At 69.2% G+C, this 20,567-nt stretch carries 17 protein-coding genes, 1 tRNA gene, 2 rRNA genes and 1 pseudogene (1 of these 21 only partly in view); 8 read left to right on the top strand and 13 right to left on the bottom strand.

The window, feature by feature from the left end; translation table 11 throughout:
* Nucleotides 1-109 precede the first annotated feature (109 nt).
* The 5 genes and pseudogenes from AC07NB_RS12385 to AC07NB_RS12365 form a co-directional block, all read right to left on the bottom strand.
* A pseudogene (locus AC07NB_RS12385) lies at nt 110-664 on the bottom strand (response regulator); the annotation flags it as partial.
* A 63-nt stretch (nt 665-727) separates the two neighbouring features.
* On the bottom strand, nt 728-1,558 hold the full coding sequence (locus AC07NB_RS12380) for a M23 family metallopeptidase (protein WP_494571470.1): 831 nt from the start codon (nt 1,556-1,558) through the stop codon (nt 728-730).
* On the bottom strand, nt 1,558-1,758 hold the full coding sequence (locus AC07NB_RS12375; protein ID WP_291835729.1) for a DUF2093 domain-containing protein: 201 nt from the start codon (nt 1,756-1,758) through the stop codon (nt 1,558-1,560). Before AC07NB_RS12375 ends, AC07NB_RS12380 begins: the two co-directional genes overlap by 1 nt.
* Nucleotides 1,759-2,079: 321 nt before the next feature.
* A complete protein-coding gene (gene xseA, locus AC07NB_RS12370) occupies nt 2,080-3,558 on the bottom strand; it encodes an exodeoxyribonuclease VII large subunit (protein WP_492312543.1) in 1,479 nt (492 codons plus the stop codon).
* A 36-nt stretch (nt 3,559-3,594) separates the two neighbouring features.
* On the bottom strand, nt 3,595-6,240 hold the full coding sequence (locus AC07NB_RS12365) for a TonB-dependent receptor plug domain-containing protein (RefSeq protein WP_494571471.1): 2,646 nt from the start codon (nt 6,238-6,240) through the stop codon (nt 3,595-3,597).
* Between the two features lie 88 nt (nt 6,241-6,328).
* Here AC07NB_RS12365 and AC07NB_RS12360 point away from each other — a divergent pair, with 88 nt between their 5' ends.
* Genes AC07NB_RS12360 through purD form a run of 3 tightly spaced genes read left to right on the top strand, consistent with a single transcriptional unit; the run spans nt 6,329 to nt 8,290 of the window.
* The gene (locus tag AC07NB_RS12360) at nt 6,329-6,496 is read left to right on the top strand and encodes a hypothetical protein (protein ID WP_291835750.1); all 168 of its coding nucleotides are present in this window, start codon (nt 6,329-6,331) and stop codon (nt 6,494-6,496) included.
* Between the two features lie 17 nt (nt 6,497-6,513).
* A complete protein-coding gene (locus AC07NB_RS12355; protein WP_492312541.1) occupies nt 6,514-6,957 on the top strand; it encodes a hypothetical protein in 444 nt (147 codons plus the stop codon).
* A 58-nt stretch (nt 6,958-7,015) separates the two neighbouring features.
* Nucleotides 7,016-8,290 carry a phosphoribosylamine--glycine ligase gene (gene purD / locus AC07NB_RS12350; RefSeq protein ID WP_291835741.1) on the top strand — a complete coding sequence of 425 codons (1,275 nt, stop codon included), beginning with the start codon at nt 7,016-7,018 and terminating at the stop codon, nt 8,288-8,290.
* A 12-nt stretch (nt 8,291-8,302) separates the two neighbouring features.
* On the opposite strand, the gene AC07NB_RS12345 is transcribed toward purD, so the two are convergent.
* Nucleotides 8,303-9,025, bottom strand: a complete 723-nt coding sequence (locus AC07NB_RS12345; RefSeq protein ID WP_291835744.1) for a murein L,D-transpeptidase catalytic domain family protein — start codon at nt 9,023-9,025, stop codon at nt 8,303-8,305.
* A gap of 143 nt (nt 9,026-9,168) precedes the next feature.
* Between AC07NB_RS12345 and AC07NB_RS12340 the strand changes: the two genes are divergently transcribed.
* Genes AC07NB_RS12340 through AC07NB_RS12325 form a run of 4 tightly spaced genes read left to right on the top strand, consistent with a single transcriptional unit; the run spans nt 9,169 to nt 12,824 of the window.
* A complete protein-coding gene (locus AC07NB_RS12340; RefSeq protein WP_494571489.1) occupies nt 9,169-10,467 on the top strand; it encodes a metal-dependent hydrolase family protein in 1,299 nt (432 codons plus the stop codon).
* A gap of 49 nt (nt 10,468-10,516) precedes the next feature.
* A complete protein-coding gene (locus AC07NB_RS12335; RefSeq protein ID WP_494571472.1) occupies nt 10,517-11,386 on the top strand; it encodes a TIGR01459 family HAD-type hydrolase in 870 nt (289 codons plus the stop codon).
* Nucleotides 11,387-11,424: 38 nt separating this feature from the next.
* Complete coding sequence (locus AC07NB_RS12330; RefSeq protein ID WP_291838053.1) at nt 11,425-11,886, top strand: MaoC family dehydratase; 462 nt, start codon at nt 11,425-11,427, stop codon at nt 11,884-11,886.
* Nucleotides 11,886-12,824: a bifunctional riboflavin kinase/FAD synthetase gene (locus tag AC07NB_RS12325; protein WP_494571490.1), complete on the top strand. Its 939-nt coding sequence runs from the start codon at nt 11,886-11,888 to the stop codon at nt 12,822-12,824. The genes AC07NB_RS12330 and AC07NB_RS12325 overlap by 1 nt, the downstream gene beginning before the upstream one ends.
* Here the strand turns inward: AC07NB_RS12325 and AC07NB_RS12320 are convergent.
* Both AC07NB_RS12320 and AC07NB_RS12315 read right to left on the bottom strand, forming a co-directional pair.
* Nucleotides 12,809-13,447, bottom strand: coding sequence for an ATPase (locus AC07NB_RS12320; RefSeq protein WP_494571473.1), 639 nt, complete (start codon nt 13,445-13,447; stop codon nt 12,809-12,811). The genes AC07NB_RS12325 and AC07NB_RS12320 overlap by 16 nt on opposite strands.
* Nucleotides 13,425-13,667 (bottom strand): hypothetical protein, encoded by a 243-nt coding sequence (locus tag AC07NB_RS12315; RefSeq protein WP_494571474.1) that lies wholly within the window; start codon nt 13,665-13,667, stop codon nt 13,425-13,427. Before AC07NB_RS12315 ends, AC07NB_RS12320 begins: the two co-directional genes overlap by 23 nt.
* Before the next feature lie 208 nt (nt 13,668-13,875).
* Here AC07NB_RS12315 and ileS point away from each other — a divergent pair, with 208 nt between their 5' ends.
* Entirely contained in the window at nt 13,876-16,791 is a 2,916-nt protein-coding gene (gene ileS, locus AC07NB_RS12310; RefSeq protein WP_494571475.1) for an isoleucine--tRNA ligase, read from the top strand.
* Between the two features lie 54 nt (nt 16,792-16,845).
* Here the strand turns inward: ileS and AC07NB_RS12305 are convergent, their stop codons facing one another.
* The 5 genes from AC07NB_RS12305 to AC07NB_RS12285 all read right to left on the bottom strand — a co-directional run.
* Complete coding sequence (locus tag AC07NB_RS12305; RefSeq protein WP_494571476.1) at nt 16,846-18,573, bottom strand: M56 family metallopeptidase; 1,728 nt, start codon at nt 18,571-18,573, stop codon at nt 16,846-16,848.
* The gene (locus AC07NB_RS12300) at nt 18,570-18,944 is read right to left on the bottom strand and encodes a BlaI/MecI/CopY family transcriptional regulator (RefSeq protein WP_492312536.1); all 375 of its coding nucleotides are present in this window, start codon (nt 18,942-18,944) and stop codon (nt 18,570-18,572) included. The genes AC07NB_RS12305 and AC07NB_RS12300 overlap by 4 nt, the downstream gene beginning before the upstream one ends.
* Before the next feature lie 274 nt (nt 18,945-19,218).
* Nucleotides 19,219-19,295 (bottom strand) — tRNA-Met (locus AC07NB_RS12295).
* 85 nt (nt 19,296-19,380) lie between these two features.
* Nucleotides 19,381-19,495 (bottom strand): 5S ribosomal RNA (gene rrf, locus AC07NB_RS12290).
* A 67-nt stretch (nt 19,496-19,562) separates the two neighbouring features.
* A 23S ribosomal RNA gene (locus AC07NB_RS12285) occupies nt 19,563-20,567 on the bottom strand (it continues 1,781 nt past the right edge of the window).

Here is a 20,567-nt window from a genome sequence, read left to right as displayed (position 1 = left end):
CTTCAGGTCGGATCGACCTGAATCCAAAAAATGGTCCAGCATCAAACTGGAGCGAAATCTGAGCCGAGCCGGACTACGTCCAACTCGACCGATTTCGTTCTAGACCGCCTCAGACCTCGTGCGGCCGGTCCGTGGCGCGGCGCTTGGGCCCCTTGTCGTCGGCGCTTTGCACCCGGCGGCGGTCGGGCCCGAAATAGCCGTCGGTCTTCACGAACGGGCGCGGGCGGAAGATCACCGCCTGGATGCGGTCCAGAATGGCCTTGGCGGTGATCGGCTTGACCACGAACTCGTTCACCCCGGCGTCGCGCGCCTCGTAGACGCGCGTCTTCTCGGAGTGGCCGGTCATCATGATGATCGGCAGATAGGGATTGGCGCTGTCGGGACTGTTGCGCACCAGGCGGGTGAACTCGACCCCGTCCAGCGGAAACATGTTGAAGTCGACGATGACCAGATCAACCGCATGGTCGCGCAGGATTTCGAGCGCGGCGGCGCCGTCGGCGGCCTCGCGCAGCTTGCGGATTCCGGCGGACTGAAGAACAGCGGAGGTGATCGCCCTCATGTGCTGGTTATCATCAACCAGAAGAACCTGAAGGGCGGCGAGGGAAGACATGCAGGACAGCTTGGTGGAGACGGCCAAACCGTCGGCGTTCGCGACGTCTAGGGCCGGATTCGGCCCGCGTCTATCAGCGAACGCTGTTTCAACTTTAGCGTAAACGGCTAAGCTTGCTCAGGATTTGACCAGCAGCGACGGATCGAGGTTCCGATCGCGCCATTTCATGCGCCAGCACAGGTGGGGACCGGTCGCTCGCCCGGTCATGCCGACCCGCCCGATCAGATCGCCGCGCATCAGATCCTGCCCTTCCCGGACCTCCAGCCGCGACTGGTGCAGATAGGCGGTGATCAGGCCCTGACCGTGATCGATCAGGACCAGCCCGCCCTCGAAATGCAGCGACGGCTGGGCCAGGGTCACCCGGCCGGGCGCCGGCGCGCGAATGGCCGAGCCCTGCGGCGCGGCCAGGTCGATGCCGAAATGGGGCCGGGCGGGCGTGCCGTTCAGCACGCGCTGGGCGCCCCAGCGGCTGGTGATGCGGAAGCTCTCCAGCGGCCAGACGAAGCCGTCACGGAAGCCGTCCGCGTCGGTACGGCTGGCGAAGCCCTCGGTCTTGAGCAGAACCTCGTCCCGGATGCGGGCCAGCAGGGCCGGGTCCGAGGGCTCCACCGTCGCCGGCGGCAGGCCGTTGACCGCCGTGGCGGGGAAGGTCCCCGCCGCGATGGACAGCACCCGGCGGGCCGAGCGGCCGTCCGACCGGGCCTCGATCTCGACGCTGCCCGCCGCATCGCGGTCGAAGCCGACGATGAACCAGCCGTCGGCCGAGGCGGCGGTCAGGGATTCGCCGTCGACGAAGACCAGCGCCCGCGGCCAGGTCCGGCCGATGGCGTGGCCGCCCTGTACGAAGCGGCCGGTCAGGTCGAGGTCGGAGCCCGTGGTCTGCGCGCGGGCGGCGCCGGCGGCCAGAAGCGCCGCGCTGCCGGCAAGCAGGCCGCGCCGGTCCAGCATCAGGGCTGCTGGCCCAGCCGCTGGAAGGCCTCTTCGGGGCCGGCGTAGGCTTCCTGAAGCCGGGCCGACCAGTACCGCAGGGTTTCCAGCGGGATCGGCTTTCCGGAGACGGCGCAGGTGACAACACGCCCGGGCTTCAGGACGGCGAATTCGCCATCGCCGTAGTGGAGCGTCGCCTGTTCACCGGGAGATTGGACCATGACGACAGCCTAGCTTGAGCGAACGGGGAGCGCCAAGGCCCTGGCCGACCCTGTCGGGCTAAAAACGCCGAATCCCGCCTTCCCGGCGCATCCGACGCGGATCAGCCGGAAAAGTGCACTCGGAAAAAATGGAGTGCACATTGTGCACAAATTCGCCTGAGGCGGGGGAAATCGAACGGGCTCAACCGGAGCGTCGGGCGTGTTTGATTGTCAAAGATCCGAGGACCGGCACCCTAGCAGGGAGATGCGTCGAATCTGGGCGTGGGGGTGATCCGAGGCTCCGCTCCACCGGTCATCGCGGCCGGAGCGCTGGAGACACGGCTAGAACAGGTCGCCCTGCCCCGGAGCGGCGGGCTTGGGCTTCGCCGCCGGGCGCGGTTTGGGCTCCACGAGCGCCGGAGACGGGGAGGCCCCCTCCCCCTCTATCCGCGCGCCCTTCGATCCGTCGGCGAAGACCAGACGCACGGCCTGACCGTCGTGCAGCCCGGCCGCGGAGGCGATCATGGCCCCCTCTGCATCCTCCACACGGGCGAAGCCGGGCTTGGGCCGCTTCGGATCAAGGGTCGCCAGCGCCCGCGACAGGGCGGCCAGCCGGGTCTCATCCCGCTCAAGCCGGCGCGGCAGCAGCGGATCGAACCGCCCGGCGACGGCGGTCAGGCGATCCCGGCGCCGCTCGGTGGCGCGATCCAGCAGCCCCCGCGACAGGCGGGCTGAAACCGAGGCGTACTGCCGTTCGTGCACCGCGACATTGCGATGGAGGGCCGAGCCGAGGCGGCTTCCGGCGTGATCCAGCCGCTGCTGCGGCAGGGCCAGCAGGTCCTCGGGCCGGGCCGGCAGGCCGCGGGCGGCGGCGCGCAAGCGGGTGCGGCGGTCTTCCAGCAACCGTCCCCCGGCGCGGGCCAGGCGGCGCTCGAAATCGGCCACGGCGTACTGCAGGTCGGCCAGCACCGGGGTGGCGATCTCGGCGGCGCCGGTCGGCGTCGGCGCGCGGCGGTCCGAGACGAAGTCGATCAGGGTGGTGTCGGTTTCGTGCCCGACGGCCGAGATGATCGGGATGGAGGCGGCGGCGACCGTGCGGGCCAGCCCCTCGTCGTTGAAGCACCACAGGTCCTCGACCGAGCCGCCGCCCCGCGCGACGATGACCACGTCGGGACGCGGAACGGGGCCGTCAGGCGTCATCGCATCGAAGCCGCGAATGGCGTTGGCGACCTGGCCCGCCGCGGCGTCGCCCTGGACCACCACCGGCCAGACGATGACGCGGCACGGCCAGCGCTCGGCGATGCGGTGCAGGATGTCGCGGATCACCGCGCCGGTCGGGCTGGTGATGACGCCGACCGTGGCCGGGAAGGCGGGGATGGACTTCTTGCGCGCGGCCTCGAACAGCCCCTCGCCGGCCAGCCTGGTCTTCAGCCGCTCCAGCTGGGCCAGGAGGGCGCCGGCGCCGGCGGCCTCCATGCTCTCGATGACGATCTGGTACGACGAGCGGGCCGGATAGCTGGTGATCTTGCCGGTGACGATGACCTCCAGCCCCGACTCGGGCCGTACGCCGAGGCCCCGGACCGAGCCCTTCCAGATCACGCCGTCGATGGCGGCCTTGTCGTCCTTGAGCGTCAGATAGACGTGGCCCGAGGCGTGGTGGTTCACCTTGGAGATCTCGCCGCGCAGGCGGACATGGCCGAACCGGTCCTCCAGCGTGCGCTTCAGGGCGAACGACAGTTCCGAGACCGTCTGGGGCGGATTGTTGTCGCGCGGCGCCTGCGGTTCGTCCGCCGGGCCTTCGAAGACGTAGTCGTCGGTCATGGCGTCAGCCTAGCGAGGCGCGGAGCCGGGCGAAACTCAGAACCGCTTCGTCAGGCCGATGCTGATCACCCGACCGCGGGGATCGGCGGCGATCGGATCGTAGCCGAGCGCGAACTGGGCCAGCGGCGGGTCGGAATCCGCCACGTTCATGACGCCCAGCGAGAGGTCCAAGGCCGAAGAGAGGGCCCGCACGTACTGCAGGTCCACCGTGGTCCAGTGATCGATGGTCGGATCGGTGATGCCGCTGCGGTCATTGCGATAGCCGCCGGTGTAGTGGGCCAGGACGGTGATGGTGTCGCTCGGCCCCGACCAGCCGAGGGCGAACTCGCCCCGGTCCTGCGGCATCGACCGCGCGAGGGTGTTCAGATTGGTCGAGCCCAGGCCCGAGGTGGTCGGCGCGCCGGGCGCCAGGCGGATGTCGTAGCGGTTCACGTACGTCCACGTCGCCGAGGCCGAGAAGCGGCCGTCGAACAGGTCGCGTTCATAGCGGGCCGAGAGATCCAGCCCCTGGGTCTCGATGGAGGAGGCGTTGGCGAAGCGCAGGTCGACGAAGGTCAGGGCGCCGCCCGGCGCGCGGGTGACGCGGGCCTGCGCCGCCGTGCCTGTCAGGCCCGCCAGATCATCCGCCGTCGCGCGGTCGATGACGGCCTGGGCGGATTCCTTGACGATCAGGTTGGTGTAGTCGATCCGCCAGGCGTCGAGGCCGATTTGCAGGCCGCGAAGGGGCGTCCAGACCGCCCCCGCCGTCAGGGTCTCGGATTCCTCGGGCTTCAGATCGGGGTCGCCGGTGGTCAGGGTGTTGACGAAGACGAAGGCGCCGCGATCAAAGACGGACGGCTGCGACGCCTGGGCGCCGGCCAGCGCATAGACGGACGGGTTGCGGAAGCCCTGTCCCCAGGAGGCGCGCAGGGTCAGGGCGTCGGCGACATCCCAGCGCACGGCCACGCGGGGGCTCAGCGCGCTCTCGCCGCCGTCATAGACCTCCTGCCGGGCCGCCAGTTGGGCCTCGATGGCGTCGCCGAGGCGGATGCGGGCCTCCGCGAAGGCCGAAAAGACTTCCTGGTCGCCGTCGAAGTCGGGCGAATAGCCTGCCGTCAGCAGCTCGCCCGCATTGACCAGATCGCTCCAGTCGTGGCGCAGGCCGCGGCGGCGATACTGGACGCCGAAAGCCAGGTCGGCCCCGCCGCCGGTCCAGTTCAGGGCCCGGCCGCTCGTCTGGGCGTCGACGGTGGTCAGGGTGGCCGCGCCGCGTAGGCCGGTCGAACCGATCAGCCCTGCGACCAGCGTGGGGTCATTGGCCGAACCGGTGCGCAGGTAGGCGCTGCCGAACGGGTTGAAGTACCGGCAAGGTCCGGCGCCGGGCGTTCCCGTCGCCGGATTGCAGCCCGCGCCGCCCAGGCCGTTCAGGGCGTTCTGCAGGGCCGTGCCGATCACGTCGGGCTTGTCATAGGCGATGTGCTGGCGGCTGGAGGTCGCCGACAGGTCCCAGGTCCAGCCGCTCGCGAAGCGCCCGGCCAGGCCGCCCGCCAGACGCCAGGTCCGGTAGTCGAACTCGGCCTGGGACGCCCCGGCCTCGGCGCCCAGCAGACGCCCCCGGAACTGCACCGCCTCGCCGAACGGATTGTCCGGATGGGAGGCCGGCACGGTCAGGCTGCGGGCCAGGATGGGCAGGGACGGGCTCTGACGCGCGATGGTCTCGGTCGAGGACCAGGCGGCCTGCAGCCGGACATCCACCGCGCCCACCGTGCGGCGCCATCCGGCGAACAGCTGGGTGCGGGTCTCTTCCGGCGACAGGTCGAAGAAGTCCGAATAGTCGAGGCGGCAGAAGGCGTCGGTCGGACTGTTGCGGAAGGCGTGGGTGAAGGCGGGATTGGTGCAGTTCGGATCCGGCGCATAGGCGTTCGTGCTGGGCCGGAAGTAGGAGCCGGGCTGGCCGTAGCTGGTCACGGCCGTCCATGCGGCGCGGCCATAGGTCTGGGCCTGGGTGAAGGCGCGTTCGTCCGAGCCAAGCGCCGACCGATGCAGATGCGATGCCGCCAGCGTCAGGTCCCCGCCCGCGACCCGCAGGCCGCCCAACGCCTCGATCAGGGTCTCGTCCGCCCCGTCCATGAAACCGTACCGGACACGCAGCTCGGGCTGGTCCACGCCGTCGCGGGTGATGAAGTTGACCACCCCGGCCACGGCGTCGGAGCCGTAGAGGGCCGAGGCGCCGTCCTTGAACGTCTCGATGCGCCGCAGCGCGATCAGGGGCACGAGGCTGTTGATGTCGACGAAGTTCGAGCCGTCGGCGGCCACGGCAGCGCTGGAGGTCCAGCGCAGGCCGTCGACCAGCACCAGGGTCGAGCCGAGACCGAGGTTGCGCAGGTTGAACTGGGCCGTGCCGGAGCTCTGCGGCTGGTTCAGCTGGTCCACGCGCGCTTCGGAGCCGGAGTTGGCGGTCAGCAGCTGAAGCACCTGGGCCGCGTCGGTGACGCCCGCTCGGTCCAGCGTCCGATGGTCCAGGATCTCGACCGGAGCCAGCTTTTGGGCCCCCGACAGGCGCGAGCCGGTGACGACGACCTCGTCCAGCGAGTCCGGCGCGGTCTGGGGCGCGGTCTGGGCTTGGGCGGCGCTGGCCAGGGCGCAGAATGCGGCTCCGGCGAGGAGGGCGAAGCGGCGGTCGGTACGAAGGGAATCGAACATGGTCGGGCGGTTTAGGTCGCCTTGGCCGCAAGGGACAGGGTGAAGCTTGACGCCACGGCAGGGGGAACGCCGTTCAGGTGTGGGTCGTTTGCGGATCATGCCCGCCGACCCGCCCGATACCGATCCTGGAGACGAGACGCCGCGCGAACGCGGCCTGCGCGAGCGGAGCGACACGCCCGCCGTCAGCCCGTGGGTGATCCTAGGCGGCATCTTGATGTTGGGCGGGCTGGTCTACGTCGTATCCGCCCTGCTTTGATCCCGAGGAGAGTTCCGATGATCCGCACCGCCCTTCTGAGCGCCGCCGCCGTGAGCCTGCTGGCCGTCGCCGCCTGCTCCGACAACACCACCGACGACGTGGTTCAGGCCCCCGCCCCGGGCGCCGCGCCCGCGCCGGTCACCGAGACCCGCGCCCAGACCGCCCAGACCACCGCCGCCCTCGCCTTCGGCATGACCCGCAAGGAGCTTGAGGACGCCGATCTGGTGTCCGCGAACTTCACCGACCTGGGCGATATCGAAACCCTGGTTCTGGACGCCTCGGGCGCCCTGACGCAGGTGGTGGTCGAGCTGGAAGGGCCAGGCGACCGCAAGGTGGCCCTGCCGATCGCCGACATCAGCCCGATCGCCCACGCCAACGGAACCGAGAAAAATCTGACCACCACGCTGAGCGCCGCCCAGCTGGCCGCGCTGCCCGAATGGACCCCTCCGCCGGCCGGTTAAGGTCGTTTGGCGCCGCTCGTGACTTGACCGCCTTCGCAGGTGCGGTCATTGCGCGGGCATGAATATCCTGCTGGTCGGATCAGGCGGGCGCGAGCACGCCCTGGCGTGGAAGATCGCCCAGTCACCGCTGGTGAAGCGGCTGGTTATCGCGCCCGGCAATCCGGGCATGGAAAAGCTGGGCGAACTGCGCCCGGTCAAGGTGACCGACGCCGACCAGCTGGCGGCCCTGGCGCGCGAGATTCGCGCCGATCTGGTCGTGGTCGGCCCCGAGAGCGCGCTGGAGAAGGGTCTGGCCGACCGGCTGAACGCGGCGGGCATCCCCTGCTTCGGTCCGACGGCCAAGGCGGCCCAGCTGGAGACCTCCAAGGCCTTCTCCAAGGCCTTCATGGAACGCCACGAAATCCCGACCGCGGGCTTCGGCGTCTATGAGCGGCTGCACGAGGCCCGGCAGGCCCTGACGGTGTTCAAGCCCCCCTACGTCATCAAGGCCGACGGCCTGGCGGCGGGCAAGGGCGTGGCCATCTCGCCGACCAAGCGCGAGGCGGAGCGCGAGATCGAATGGATGCTGGGCGGCCGCTTCGGCCAGGCCGGGGCCCGCGTCGTCATCGAAGAGTTCATGGCCGGCGAAGAGGGCTCGCTGTTCGCCCTGTCCGACGGCCGCCACTATGTCCTGCTGGGCGGGGCCCAGGACCACAAGCGCGCCTATGACGGCGATCTGGGTCCGAACACGGGCGGCATGGGCGCCTATTCCCCGGCCCCGGTCTTCACGCCCGAACTGGTCGAGGCCGCCGAGCGCGACGTCGTCGCCCCGGTGATCGCCGGGATGGCGGCCGAGGGCATGCCCTATCGCGGCGTGCTGTACGCCGGCCTGATGGCCACCGACGAGGGCCCCAAGGTCGTCGAGTTCAACGCCCGCTTCGGCGATCCGGAATGCCAGGTGCTGATGATGCGGCTGGCCGGCGACATCGTGCCGGTGCTGCTGGCCTGCGCGCGCGGCGACCTGAGCCGGACGCCGCCGCCCGAGTTCCTGCCCGAGACGGTGATCTGCGTGGTCATGGCGGCGCAGGGCTATCCCGACAGCCCGGTCGAGGGGTCGATCATCCGCGGCGCCGAGCAGGACTTCGGCCCGCATGTGCAGGTCTTCCACGCCGGAACCCGTCGTCAGGAAGACGGCCAGCTGGTCGCCGCCGGCGGCCGGGTGCTGAACATCTGCGCCCGCGGCAAGGACATCGCCCAGGCCCGGGAACGCGCCTACGCCGCGATCAAGAAGATCGACTGGCCCGGCGGCTTCAACCGCACCGACATCGGCTGGCGGGCGCTGGAACGGGAATAGTCAGCCCGGCGCTTAAGCCCAGGCGAACAGCAGGCGGCCTTCGCCCATGCGGTCCCGCAGGCGCGGAAGGTCGGTGTGGGCCACCGAGAAACAGCCGTAGGAGCGGCCCAGCTTGCCTTCGCGGGCGAGGAAGGCCGGGTCGGCGTAGTCGGCGCCGTGGATGATGATGGCGCGCTCGCGGGCGTTGTTGTTGGTGTACTCCAGCCCGTCCAGCAGGACGTTCGGGCCCTGCTGGGCGCCCCAGCCGGCGCCGGCGGTGGCGTAGGCGCCGACCGAGGACTTGAAGCTTTCCGGGGTGTTGGAGAAGCTGCGGGCGTAGCCGGAGTGGTCCGGATCGGACCCGCGGCCGTGGCAGGTGCGCATCAGGGTGACGGCGCCGCCCTCGAGATCGACCTCGTAGAGGCGCTCTTCGCCCGAGAATTTGGTGAAGTCGACCAGATACATGCGGTCGCGCTGGGTAATCTTGTGATCGTGGATGTCGAGCGCGGCCAGGGCGCGCTGCATCAGCTCGGGACGGACCTGGCCCCGCGGATCCAGCAGGCGGGTGGAGTTCAGATGGGCCGTGATGGCCTCAGGCTCGGCCGGAGCGACGGCAATGCGCGGAGTCTGGACCGGAACGGCCTGTGCGGTCGTCAGCGGCGTGAAGACGCCGGTCGGCCGGGTCGCCGCCGCCGAGGCGCAACCCGACAGGAGGGCGGCGCCGCCCAGAATGAATCCACGTCTTGCTAGCCGCATGCGACGCCCCTCGCACGTTTCACAGGAAGTGACGGGTTGTTTCAAAAGCGACCGAGGTTAGCAACCTGAGCCTTGGAGGATGGCCGGGGACGGGTATGGTGATCCGGGGACCAAGGGAGGATTTCGTGAAGTCGATCACGTTGATGCTGGCGGCGCTCGCCGCATGTGTGGCCACAAGCGTCGCCGCGCAAACACCCGCGACCACGTCCGTTTCGCCAGAGGCGGGAACCACGTTCGTTCAAGTGGGGCGACTTCTGGCCGATCCGTCCACGGGGATTGTGCAACGCGATAAAACTCTCGTGATCAGAGGGAACCAGGTCGCCGAAATCCGCGACGGCTTCGTCGGCGAAGGGCGGATCGTCGATCTGAGGGACGATTTCGTCCTGCCCGGACTGATCGACAGCCACGTGCATCTGACCGGCCAGCAGAACCCGAATTCACGGCTGGAGGGGGTGACCCAGTCCAGCGCGGACGAGGCCATGGTCGGCGCCCGCTACGCCCGCCGCACCCTCCTGGCCGGCTTCACCACCGTGGCCGATCTGGGCGCGACCAACGAAGCCATCTTCGCCCTGCGCGGCGCTGTGGCCCGCGGCGACGTGCCGGGCCCGCGGATCATCGCCTCGGGCGCGGCGGTGTCGATCCATGGCGGCCATGGCGACGTCAACGGCTACCGCGAGGACATCATGCATCTGTTCACCGGGGAGAACATCTGTTCCGGTCCCGAGGACTGCATGCGCGCGGTGCGGCTGCAGGTGCGGGCCGGCGCCGACATCATCAAGATCACGGCCACGGGCGGGGTGCTGTCCAACACCGCCGCCGGCCTGGGCCAGCAGTTCTCGGACGAGGAACTGGCCGCCATCGTCGACTCCGCGCACCGCATGGGCCGCCAGGTCACGGCGCACGCCCACGGCGGAGACGGGATCAACAGCTTCCTGCGCGCCGGCGGCGACTCGATCGAGCACGGCACCTATCTGGACGCCGAGTCGATCCGGCTGATGCGCCGCGACGGCGTCTATCTGGTGCCCACCCTGATGGCCGGCGACTTCGTGGCCCGCATCGCCTCGGGTCCCGACAACTTCTTCACCCCGGCCCAGACCGCCAAGGCCCTGCAGGCCGGGCCGCTGATGCTGGACATGGCGCGCCGGGCGCATGAGGGCGGCGTCCGCATCGCCTTCGGCACCGACAGCGGGGTCTCCGCGCACGGCGACAACGCCGGCGAATTCGTCCTGCTGGTCCGCGCCGGACTGACGCCGCTGGAGGCGATCCAGACAGCGACCGTCAACGCCGCCGCCCACCTGCGCATCTCCGGCGAGGCCGGACGGATCGCGCCGGGCATGCCGGCCGACCTGATCGCCGTCAGCGGCGACCCGCTGGCCGATGTGACCGCGCTGCAGCACGTCGGCTTCGTGATGAAGGGTGGGACGGTCTACCGCGAGGACTAGGGTCCACCCTGCCCTTCACCCGGCGCCCCCGAACCGCTATCTCGGGCGCATGACCCTTCCGCACGCCCTTTCCGGCCTCGGCGAGATCGCCGGGGACTACGACATCCTGCTCTGCGACGTCTGGGGCGTGATCCACAACGGCCGCGAAAGCTGGCCCGCCGCCTGCGAGGCCCTGACCCGCTTCAACCGCGAGGGCGGGCACGTCGTCCTGATCTCCAACTCGCCCCGCCCCGGCCCGGGCGTGGTCAGCCAGATGGACGCGCTGGGCGTGCCGCGCGACAGCTGGAAGGCCGTCGTCACCTCGGGCGACGCCACCCGCGCCGAACTGGCCAAACGCGCGCCCGGCCCGGCCTGGCTGATCGGCCCCGAGCGCGACGCCCCCCTGTATGAAGGCCTGGGCCTCCAGACCGTCGCCGCCGCCTCGGGCGCCGCCTTCATCTCCGTCACCGGCCCCTATGACGACGAGGTCGAGACGCCGGAGGACTATCGCGAGCGCCTGACCGCCGCCGCCGCGCAGGATCTGGAGATGATCTGCGCCAACCCGGACCGGGTGGTTCAGCGCGGAGACCGGCTGATCTATTGCGCCGGCTCGCTGGCGGACCTGTACGAAAGCCTCGGCGGGCGCGTGACCATGGCGGGCAAGCCGTTCGGCCCGATCTACGACCTGGCCCTGCACGAGGCCGCCGCCCTGCTGGGCAAGCCGGTCGATCGCTCGCGCGTGCTGTGCATCGGCGACGGCGTCGTGACCGACGTCCTCGGGGCCAACAAACAGGCGCTGGATTGCCTGTTCATCGCCCAGGGCATCCACGGCGATCAGGCCAAGGGACCGGACGGACGCCTCGACCCCGACCGCGCCGCCGCCCTGTTGAAGGCTGAAACGACATATGCGCGCCACGCCATGCTCGATCTCGCGTGGTGAGGATGGTCATTCTGTCGCACGGGCGCTAACACCCCCTCATGGTTGATCTGGTTCAGAAACATCCCTCGGGCGGCTACATCCTCGAGGAGCTTCACGCGGGCATGGCCGCCGAAAAGGTGATCCACGTCACCGAGGAGCGGATCCGCCTGTTCGCCGAGGCGTCGGATGACTTCAATCCGGTCCACCTGGACGAGGCCTTCGCCTCCAGGACCGCCTATCGCGGCCGCATCGCCCACGGCCTGCTGTCGGCCTCGTTCGGCTCGGCGGTGGTCGGCACCATCCTGCCCGGCGCCGGCGCGATCTACATCTCCCAGACCCTGGCCTTCCATCTGCCGGTCCGCATCGACGACACCGTCCTGATCCGCATCACCGTGCTGTCGGTCGATCAGGAAAGCGCGCGGGTCGAGCTGAACTGCGAGGGCTTCGTCGAAGGCAAGCTGATCATGGACGGCATCGCCATGGTTCGCGTGCCGCGCCGCCGCAAGCCGTCCGCGCGTTGATCCAGGTCGTCCGCGGCTGGCGCGGCCTGCCCCCGGAGCAACGGGGGGCGGCGGTCGCCATCGGCGCCTTCGACGGCGTTCACCGCGGGCATCAGGCCGTCATCGCCGACGCCCGCGAGGCCGCCGCCCGTCTGGGCGTTCCCCTGGCCGTCGTCAGCTTCGATCCGCATCCGCGCCGCTGGTTCCAGCCCGACGCCGCCCCCTTCCGCCTGATGACGCCCGACCAGATGGCCCGGGCGCTGGAGTCCCTGGGAGTCGATCGCCTCTATCTCCTGCCCTTCGACGGCGAGATGGCGGCCATGACTGACGAACAATTCGCCCGCGACGTGCTGGGCGACGGCATCGGGATCAGGCACGCCGCCGTCGGTTTCGACTTCACCTTCGGCAAGGGCCGCACCGGCTCGCCCGACGCCCTGCGCCGCTACGGCGAGACGGCGGGCTTCACCGTCTCCGTCGCCGAGCGGCTGGACGACGCCGACGGGCTTAAACTGTCGTCCTCGGCCGTGCGCGAGGCGCTGAAGGCCGGCGACATGGCCCGCGCCGCCGCCATCCTGGGCCGCCCCTTCGCCATCGCCGGCGAGGTGATCCACGGCGACAAGCGGGGCCGGACCATCGGCATACCGACCGCCAACATCGCCATGGGCGACTACATGCGCCCGGCCTACGGGGTCTATGCGACCCGGACCCGCCTGCCGGACGGGCGGGTGATCGACGGCGTCGCCAACCTGGGCGTGCGGCCGATGTACCCGACCGACGATCCCCTGCTGGAGGTCTGGCTGTTCGACTTCAGCGAGGACCTCTACGGCCAGACGGTCGAGACCGAACTGGTCGCCTTCCTGCGCGGCGAGATGAAGTTCGACGGACTGGACGCGCTGAAAGTCCAGATCGGGCAAGACGCTGAAAATGCGCGAACGGCGCTGGCTCAGTCGCCCTCGTAGATGGCCCCGAAGCCCGGCATCACCTGCTCCAGTGAAGCCAGCATCCCGTCCGGAAGGTCATCATAGACCGTCACCTCGTCGCCGCGCTTGGTCATGACCCGCTGGGGTCGCGCGCCGGAGTTGTCGTAGACATCGACCGTGTCCGCAGCATCGAAGAACCAGCCGAACTGCGCGAAAGAGCGGTCCCGGCGCCCCCGGATCTTGTCCTCCGGCACGGCATGGCCGCCCTTGCGAACCCGTGTCGCCACCCGCTCAACGTTCAGCTCGGCGGTCTCGAGGAAGACGTAGATCAGGCTGACGCTGAAACCCCGTTTCCGGGCATGTTCGACCAGCCGCCGGTACTTGTCGGTCGAAAGCACCGTTTCGACGCCGATGGTCTGGTAAGCGTCCAGCGAGGCGAACAGCCATGATTCAATGCGCCGAACCGCCTCCAGGTTGGCCGGCTGAAGCGGCAGGTCTTCCTGCTCGGCGATCCGCCTGGCCAGTTCGTCGGGATTGATGATCCAGATCGAGCCCGACGGTTCATTGACCGCCGCCATGCCATAGGCGCTGCTCTTTCCGGAGCCGTTGGGCCCGGCGATGATCCAGAGCGAAGGCGACCTAGGCGGGCTTCTTGACGCCATCGGCGGAGCCGATCACCCGCTTGTTCTCGCGCCGCGCCGCCTCGACGTTCTTGCTGAAGACGTACAGGAAGTCCTCGCCGAAGGTCGGGCTGTGAGCATCGAGCGCGCGGATCGTGACCTTGTCACCTTCGGATGTCGTCACCCGACGCAGGGTGACGCCCTTCGGCTTCTTGCCGGCGCGCTTGCCCTTGGCGGATCGCTGCAGGGTGATGTCGGTCATGGATTGAATATCGGCCCCGCAGGGACTCTTGGCAAGGCTCCCGCTGGCGCCCGACCAACGCCCCTGCTAGACCGCTAGCACCATGACCGTCCGCGTGTTTCGCCCCATTTCGATTAGCCGCCCGGCGTAGCGCCGCAGGGCTTTTGCCCCGCGCACGTCGGGACTTCGAAACCAACGCGAACGATCACACACGACGAAACGAGACTTCATGGCTGACGCCACCGACACCCCCTCCGGCCGCGATTACCGCGAAACCGTCTTCCTGCCGGAGACGCCCTTCCCCATGCGCGGCGGCCTGCCCCAGAAGGAACCGCAGATCATCGCGCAATGGGGCGACCTCTACGCCGCCCTGCGCAAGCAGCGTCAGGCCGAGGGCGCGCCGCTGTATGTGCTGCACGACGGCCCACCCTACGCCAACGGCGACATCCACATCGGCCACGCCCTGAACAAGACGCTGAAGGACTTCGTCGTCCGCAGCCGGTTCCTGCTGGGCAACGACGTCGACTACGTCCCCGGCTGGGACTGCCACGGCCTGCCGATCGAGTGGAAGATCGAGGAACAGTACCGCGCCAAGGGCCGCCGCAAGGACGAGGTCTCCAAGGCCGAGTTCCGCGCCGCCTGCCGCGAATACGCCGCCGGCTGGATCGACGTGCAGCGCGAGCAGTTCAAGCGCCTGGGCGTCACGGGCGACTGGGACAACCGCTACGCCACCATGGACTTCACGACCGAGGCGGCCATCGTCGCCGAGTTCCACAAGTTCAAGAACTCGGGCCAGCTGTATCGCGGCTCCAAGCCCGTCATGTGGTCGCCGGTCGAGCGCACGGCCCTGGCCGACGCCGAGATCGAATACCACGACCACGTCAGCCCGATGGTCTGGGTCAAATTCCCGGTCACCGGCGCCACGGACGATCATCCGGACGACCTGCTGTCGTTCCGCCACGCGACCCCGTCCGTCGTGATCTGGACCACGACGCCGTGGACCATCCCCGCCAACCGCGCCATCAGCTATGGCCCCGAGATCGCCTATGGCCTGTACGAGGTCACGGCGATGGAGGAAGGCCTGGAGTTCGAGCCCTGGGCCAAGCCGGGCGACCGCCTGATCCTGGCTGACAAGCTGGCCGAGGACGTGTTCAAGGCCGCGAAGATCGCCGCCTGGACCCGCGTCGACGACCTGAACCCGTCGGGCCTGGAGTGCGCCCATCCGCTGGCGGCCCTGTCGCCCGGCTATGGCTTCGCCGTGCCGCTGCTGGCCGGCGACCACGTCACCGACGACGCCGGCACGGGCTTCGTGCACACGGCCCCGGGCCACGGCGCCGACGACTTCGAGGTCTGGAAGGCCCACGGCCATCACGAGGTGCCGGACACGGTCGATCCGGACGGCGCCTACTATGACCACGTGCCCCTGTTCGCGGGCCTGAAGGTGCTGGAGACCGAGGGCAAGAAGACCGGCAAGTTCGGCCCCGCCAACGGCGCGGTGATGGACAAGCTGATCGAGGCCGGGACCCTGCTGGCCCGCGGCCGGATGGAGCATTCCTATCCGCACAGCTGGCGTTCGCGCGCGCCGGTCATCTTCCGCAATACGCCGCAGTGGTTCATCCGCATGGACGCCCCGCTGGAAGACGACGGCACCCTGCGCGAGCGGGCGCTGGCCGCGATCGACGCCACCGCCTTCCACCCGGCGGCGGGCAAGAACCGCATCCGGTCGATGGTCGAGGGCCGTCCCGACTGGCTGATCAGCCGACAGCGCGCCTGGGGCACGCCCCTGGCGATGTTCGTGGACAAGCAGACCGGCCAGCCGCTGGTCGATGCGGAGGTCGACGCCCGCATCCTGGCCGCGGTCAGCAAGGGCGGCGCCGACGCCTGGTTCGAGACGCCCGACGCCGACTTCCTGGGCGTCAACGACCCGGCCAAGTACGAGAAGATCGAGGACATCCTGGATGTCTGGTTCGACTCGGGCTGCACCCACGCCTTCACGCTGGAGGCCCGCGATCCGGCCCACGGCTATGTCGGCGATCGCCCCTCGCACTGGCCCGCGGACCTGTATCTGGAAGGCTCGGACCAGCACCGGGGCTGGTTCCAGTCCAACCTGCTCGAAGGCTCCGGCACCCGCGGCCGCGCCCCCTATGACGCTGTTCTCACCCATGGTTTCACCCAGGATGAGAACGGGGAGAAGATGTCCAAGTCCAAGGGCAACACCGTGGACCCGGCGACCGTGATCAAGGAGTCGGGCGCCGACATCCTGCGCCTGTGGGTGGCGCTGGTGGACTATGCCGAGGACCAGCGGATCGGGAAGCAGATCCTGCAGACCACGGTCGACGCCTATCGCAAGCTGCGCAACACGGTGCGCTATCTGTTGGGCGCCCTGGCCGACTTCGACGAAAGCGAGCGCCTGCCCTACGCCGAGATGCCGCCGCTGGAGAAATTCATCCTCCACCGCCTTCATGAGCTGGATGGCCAGGTCCGCGCCGCCTACGCCGAATACCGCTTCCAGGACGTCGTTCGCCCGGTACTGGAATTCTGCTCCAACGACCTGTCGGCCCTGTATTTCGACGTCCGCAAGGACAGCCTGTACTGCGACCGCCCCGATGCGATCCGCCGCCGCGCCGCCCGCACGGTGATGGACGAGGTCTTCGCGCGCCTGACGGCCTGGCTGGCCCCGCTGACGCCGTTCACGATGGAAGAAGCCTGGACCACGCGCTTCCCCGAGGGCGGCTCCAACTGCGCGCGGGTCATCCCGGAGACGCCGGCGGAGTGGAACAACCCGCAGGAAGCCGACCGCTGGGCCGGCGTCCAGGGCGTGCTCGAGGTCGTCAACGAGGCGCTGGAAGCCGCGCGGCGCGAGAAGGTCATCGGCGGGGCGCTGGACGCCTGGCCGGTCGTGACCGGTCCCGCCGGCGCCTTCGCGGCGTTCTCCGAGCTGGACGCCGCGGAGGTCTTCCGGACCTCGGGCGCCGAACTGGTCCACGGCGGCGAGGCGATCTCGGTCGAGGTCAAGCTGGCCGACCATCCCAAATGCGCCCGCTCGTGGCGCCGCGTGCCCGACGTCGGCTCCGATCCGGACTACCCGGATCTCAGCGCCCGCGACGCGGACGCGGTCCGCTGGTGGGACGCCCAGCGCGCATAACAAAACGGCCCCGCCCGATCCCGGACGGGGCCGTCTTTCCATTCAGACCGGCCGTCAGCCTTCCCGGGACTGATTGCGCAGTTGAACGGACTGGGCGGCCAACTCCTCGGCCTGACGGGCGAGCTTCGGCGACAGGGCGCGCAGGTCCTCATCCGTGACCGGGTGGCCGGCGACGCGTTGCCGCTCGATCACCTGCGCGCGATAGGCCGGGTCGCGCAGGCGGCGCGATTCCTCACGCATCTGCTGCGCGCCGCGCTCCATCTCGTCAGCGCCGCGGGCCATTTCGACACGGGCCTGGGCCATGGCGCGCCCGGCTTCGCGGCGGGCGACCGCGGCCTGGGCCTCGGCGTGGCGGGCCTCGACACGCGCCGCTTCGCCCAGGGCTCGCGCCTGTTCCGCCTGTCGGCGCACGTCGGAGCGGGAAATGGCGGCGGCTTCGGCGCGCACCTGGGCGGCCTGGGCCCGGACCCGGGCCGCATCGGCTCGCGCCGGGACGGCCTGCTCACGGGCCTGGGCGGCCTGCTCCCGCGCTTGCGCAGCCTGTTCCCTCGCCTGGTCGGCCAGACGGCGGGTCTCCGGATCGGCGTTCTCGGTCCAGTAGACCTGCGAGGTCTGGAACCGGGGCGCCCGGGGCGGAGGCGGAGGCGCGGGCGGGGCCGGCGGCGCGGGCGGCGCGGTCCATTCCACAGCTGAAGGCGGAGCCGGAGGCGCAGGCGGCGCGGGCGGCGCCACCCAGTTCATGGCCGAACGCGGGGCCGGGGGCGCCGGAGGAGCCTTCGGCGCATGGCGGGGGGCGCTGGGGGGCGGCGGCGGAGCGGCCTGTTGCGTCAGTTCGACGGCGGCCAGCGGGGTGGCGACGGCGACCAGGGCGCCGACCGTCAGGGCCAGGACCAGGGGACGGGCAGGCAGGGAGCGGCGGGTCTTCATGATGCGGGCGATCCTTTTGGAGAGAGAGCGGGCGGGGCCGGTCATGCCAAGGGCGGCGGGCTGACCGAAATCGGCGGCGAGGCCGACGAGCGTGCGGGCGTAGGCGCCCGGATCCAGAACCTTCAGGGCCTCGGCGTCGGCGGCGTCCTCGGTCCGCGCGGCCAGTTCGGCGTGCAGCCACCAGACCAGCGGATTGAACCAGAACAGGGCCAGGGCGCAGCGGGACAGCAGCAGGAACAGCCAGTCGCGGCGACGAATGTGGGCCAGTTCGTGGGCCAGGACGGCGCGCGCGCACTCCGGCCGGGCCACATGGTCGTCGCCGATCAGCACCACGCCGGGCGGCAGGCCCCAGCTCAGCGGCGCGGCCACGGCGGACGAGGCCAGCAGGCGGGGGCGAAGGCGCGCGGCCACGCGCTCCAGCGGCGCGGTCCACAGGGGGGACGTCACGGGTCGCCCGGCGCGCGTCCAGGTCATCAGGGTCCACAGGCCCAGGGCGAAGCGGCCCGCGACGAGGGCGGCGCCGGCGGCCCAGGCCCAGGAGAGGAGCAGGCCGGGCGACGGCTCAACCAGGGAGGTGGACAGGGACACCCCCGCCACCGGGCCCACTTCTCCGGCCCAGAGCGGCATGGGGGCGAGCGTCGCCTCCGGCGCGGCGGCGCCGGGCAGCAACGGCAGGGCCAGATCCGGCGTCAGCAGCATCAGCACCGGTAGGGCCAGCAGCAGCAGGACCGTGACGCGCAGCAGATCGACGCCTTCGGTGGCCGGACGTTCGCGCAGGGCGGCCGCCAGCAACAGGCCGGCGCCGGCGATGGCGCCCGATTTGACCAGCAGTTCGAGGATGAGGACGACAGTCATGCGTCACGCTCCCCGGCGTCGTCGATGGCGCGTCTCAAGGCTGCGATCTCGTCCGGCTTCAGGGCCCGGGTCAGGCCCAGCAGCGCGGTCGCGGCGCTGGCGGCCGAGCCGGCGAAGAAGGTGTCGACCATCCGGTGCAGGGCGCCGGTGGCCAGGGCCTCGGGCGCGGGCGCCGGGCGATAGGCGACGCCGCCCTCCCCCGCCTCGCGCACGACCAGGCCCTTGGCCTCCAGCCGGGCCAGTAATGTGCGGACGGCGGAATCGCTGAGCGGATCGGCCAGGGCCGCGCGGACCGCGCCCGTGGTGGCCTGCTCCAGCCGGCACAGGGTCTCGAACACCTCTCGCTCACGTCTGGGCAGGGTTTCGATCATCACAGCGCCTCCGGATCGCTACATGTGTAGCGCTACATTTGTAGCGAATTGCGTCAGGATCGGGGCGGCGGGATGAACTCGGCGACAGGCGCCGGGCCAGCACGGGGCTGAACGCAGAAAAGCCCCGCCGGCGGGACCAGGCGGGGCTTTGAGAAAGGGGTTGCAGCGGACGAACGGCGCGCGAAACCGGATCTGGAGGCGCCCGCAGGCGGCGGGCGTCGGGATTCCGGACAGCAAAAAGCCGTTAGACGATTGATCTAACGGCTTAAAAGCTTGGGTGCGGGAGTAGGATTTGAACCTACGACCTTCAGGTTATGAGCCTGACGAGCTACCGGGCTGCTCCATCCCGCGGCAAACGGTAGAAATGAAGGAAGAGACGTTCGAGAAGACGCGCCGATAACGGCGACATAAAGCAATCATTCTATCCGACTGGTAGACCCGGCGGCGACCTACTCTCCCGCGCCTTAAGACGAAGTACCATCGGCTCTGGAGGGCTTAACGACCGAGTTCGGAATGGGATCGGGTGGGGAACCTCCGACATAGCCACCAGGTCAACCAGGCGGATAGAAGGATTGCGAAGAAGACATTGTCAAAAAATCGAATGAGTTTTGCTGAGAAACGATCAAGCCGATCGGATTATTAGTACCAGTAAGCTTCATGGGTCGCCCCACTTCCACACCTGGCCTATCAACGTGGTAGTCTTCCACGATCCTCAGCGAAGCCTTGTTTTGAGGTTAGTTTCCCGCTTAGATGCTTTCAGCGGTTATCTATTCCATACATAGCTACCCTGCTGCGCAGCTGGCGCCACGACAGGTCCACCAGAGGTATGTCCATCCCGGTCCTCTCGTACTAGGGACAGATCCTCTCAAGCTTCGAACACCCACGGCAGATAGGGACCAAACTGTCTCACGACGTTCTGAACCCAGCTCACGTACCACTTTAAATGGCGAACAGCCATACCCTTGGGACCTGCTCCAGCCCCAGGATGTGATGAGCCGACATCGAGGTGCCAAACTTTGCCGTCGATATGGACTCTTGGGCAAAATCAGCCTGTTATCCCTAGAGTACCTTTTATCCGTTGAGCGATGGCCCTTCCACGCGGGACCACCGGATCACTATGGCCGACTTTCGTCTCTGCTCGACTTGTCAGTCTCGCAGTCAGGCGGGCTTATGCCATTGCACTCGACGACCGATTTCCGACCGGTCTGAGCCCACCATCGCGCGCCTCCGTTACACTTTAGGAGGCGACCGCCCCAGTCAAACTACCCACCACGCCATGTCCCGGGACCGGATAACGGCCCTCGGTTAGACGTCAACGACAGTAAGGGTGGTATTTCAAGGATGACTCCACCAGAGCTGGCGCCCCGGCTTCATAGTCTCCCACCTATCCTACACATACGGTCGCTAACGCCAAGGCGAAGCTATAGTAAAGGTTCATAGGGTCTTTCCGTCTGACCGCGGGAACCCCGCATCTTCACGGGGAATTCAATTTCACTGAGCCTGTGCTGGAGACAGTGGGGAAGTCGTTACGCCATTCGTGCAGGTCGGAACTTACCCGACAAGGAATTTCGCTACCTTAGGACCGTTATAGTTACGGCCGCCGTTTACCTGGGCTTCAGTTCG

This window comes from Brevundimonas sp. GW821-FHT09G01 (genome assembly GCF_059416065.1).
Note: the sequence above shows the minus strand (reverse complement) of the source record. Positions and strands in the feature narration are given on the sequence as shown.

What these genes read in the sequence shown, in the direction of transcription:
- AC07NB_RS12320 (WP_494571473.1), bottom strand. Translation starts at nt 13,447, where the DNA reads ATGGCGTCAAGAAGCCCGCCTAGGTCGCCTTCGCTCTGGATCATCGCC.
- AC07NB_RS12300 (WP_492312536.1), bottom strand. Translation starts at nt 18,944, where the DNA reads ATGATCGAAACCCTGCCCAGACGTGAGCGAGAGGTGTTCGAGACCCTG.
- purD (WP_291835741.1), top strand. Translation starts at nt 7,016, where the DNA reads ATGAATATCCTGCTGGTCGGATCAGGCGGGCGCGAGCACGCCCTGGCG.
- AC07NB_RS12315 (WP_494571474.1), bottom strand. Translation starts at nt 13,667, where the DNA reads ATGACCGACATCACCCTGCAGCGATCCGCCAAGGGCAAGCGCGCCGGC.
- AC07NB_RS12335 (WP_494571472.1), top strand. Translation starts at nt 10,517, where the DNA reads ATGACCCTTCCGCACGCCCTTTCCGGCCTCGGCGAGATCGCCGGGGAC.
- AC07NB_RS12380 (WP_494571470.1), bottom strand. Translation starts at nt 1,558, where the DNA reads ATGCTGGACCGGCGCGGCCTGCTTGCCGGCAGCGCGGCGCTTCTGGCC.
- ileS (WP_494571475.1), top strand. Translation starts at nt 13,876, where the DNA reads ATGGCTGACGCCACCGACACCCCCTCCGGCCGCGATTACCGCGAAACC.
- AC07NB_RS12305 (WP_494571476.1), bottom strand. Translation starts at nt 18,573, where the DNA reads ATGACTGTCGTCCTCATCCTCGAACTGCTGGTCAAATCGGGCGCCATC.
- AC07NB_RS12355 (WP_492312541.1), top strand. Translation starts at nt 6,514, where the DNA reads ATGATCCGCACCGCCCTTCTGAGCGCCGCCGCCGTGAGCCTGCTGGCC.
- AC07NB_RS12340 (WP_494571489.1), top strand. Translation starts at nt 9,169, where the DNA reads ATGCTGGCGGCGCTCGCCGCATGTGTGGCCACAAGCGTCGCCGCGCAA.
- AC07NB_RS12330 (WP_291838053.1), top strand. Translation starts at nt 11,425, where the DNA reads ATGGTTGATCTGGTTCAGAAACATCCCTCGGGCGGCTACATCCTCGAG.
- xseA (WP_492312543.1), bottom strand. Translation starts at nt 3,558, where the DNA reads ATGACCGACGACTACGTCTTCGAAGGCCCGGCGGACGAACCGCAGGCG.
- AC07NB_RS12365 (WP_494571471.1), bottom strand. Translation starts at nt 6,240, where the DNA reads ATGTTCGATTCCCTTCGTACCGACCGCCGCTTCGCCCTCCTCGCCGGA.
- AC07NB_RS12345 (WP_291835744.1), bottom strand. Translation starts at nt 9,025, where the DNA reads ATGCGGCTAGCAAGACGTGGATTCATTCTGGGCGGCGCCGCCCTCCTG.
- AC07NB_RS12375 (WP_291835729.1), bottom strand. Translation starts at nt 1,758, where the DNA reads ATGGTCCAATCTCCCGGTGAACAGGCGACGCTCCACTACGGCGATGGC.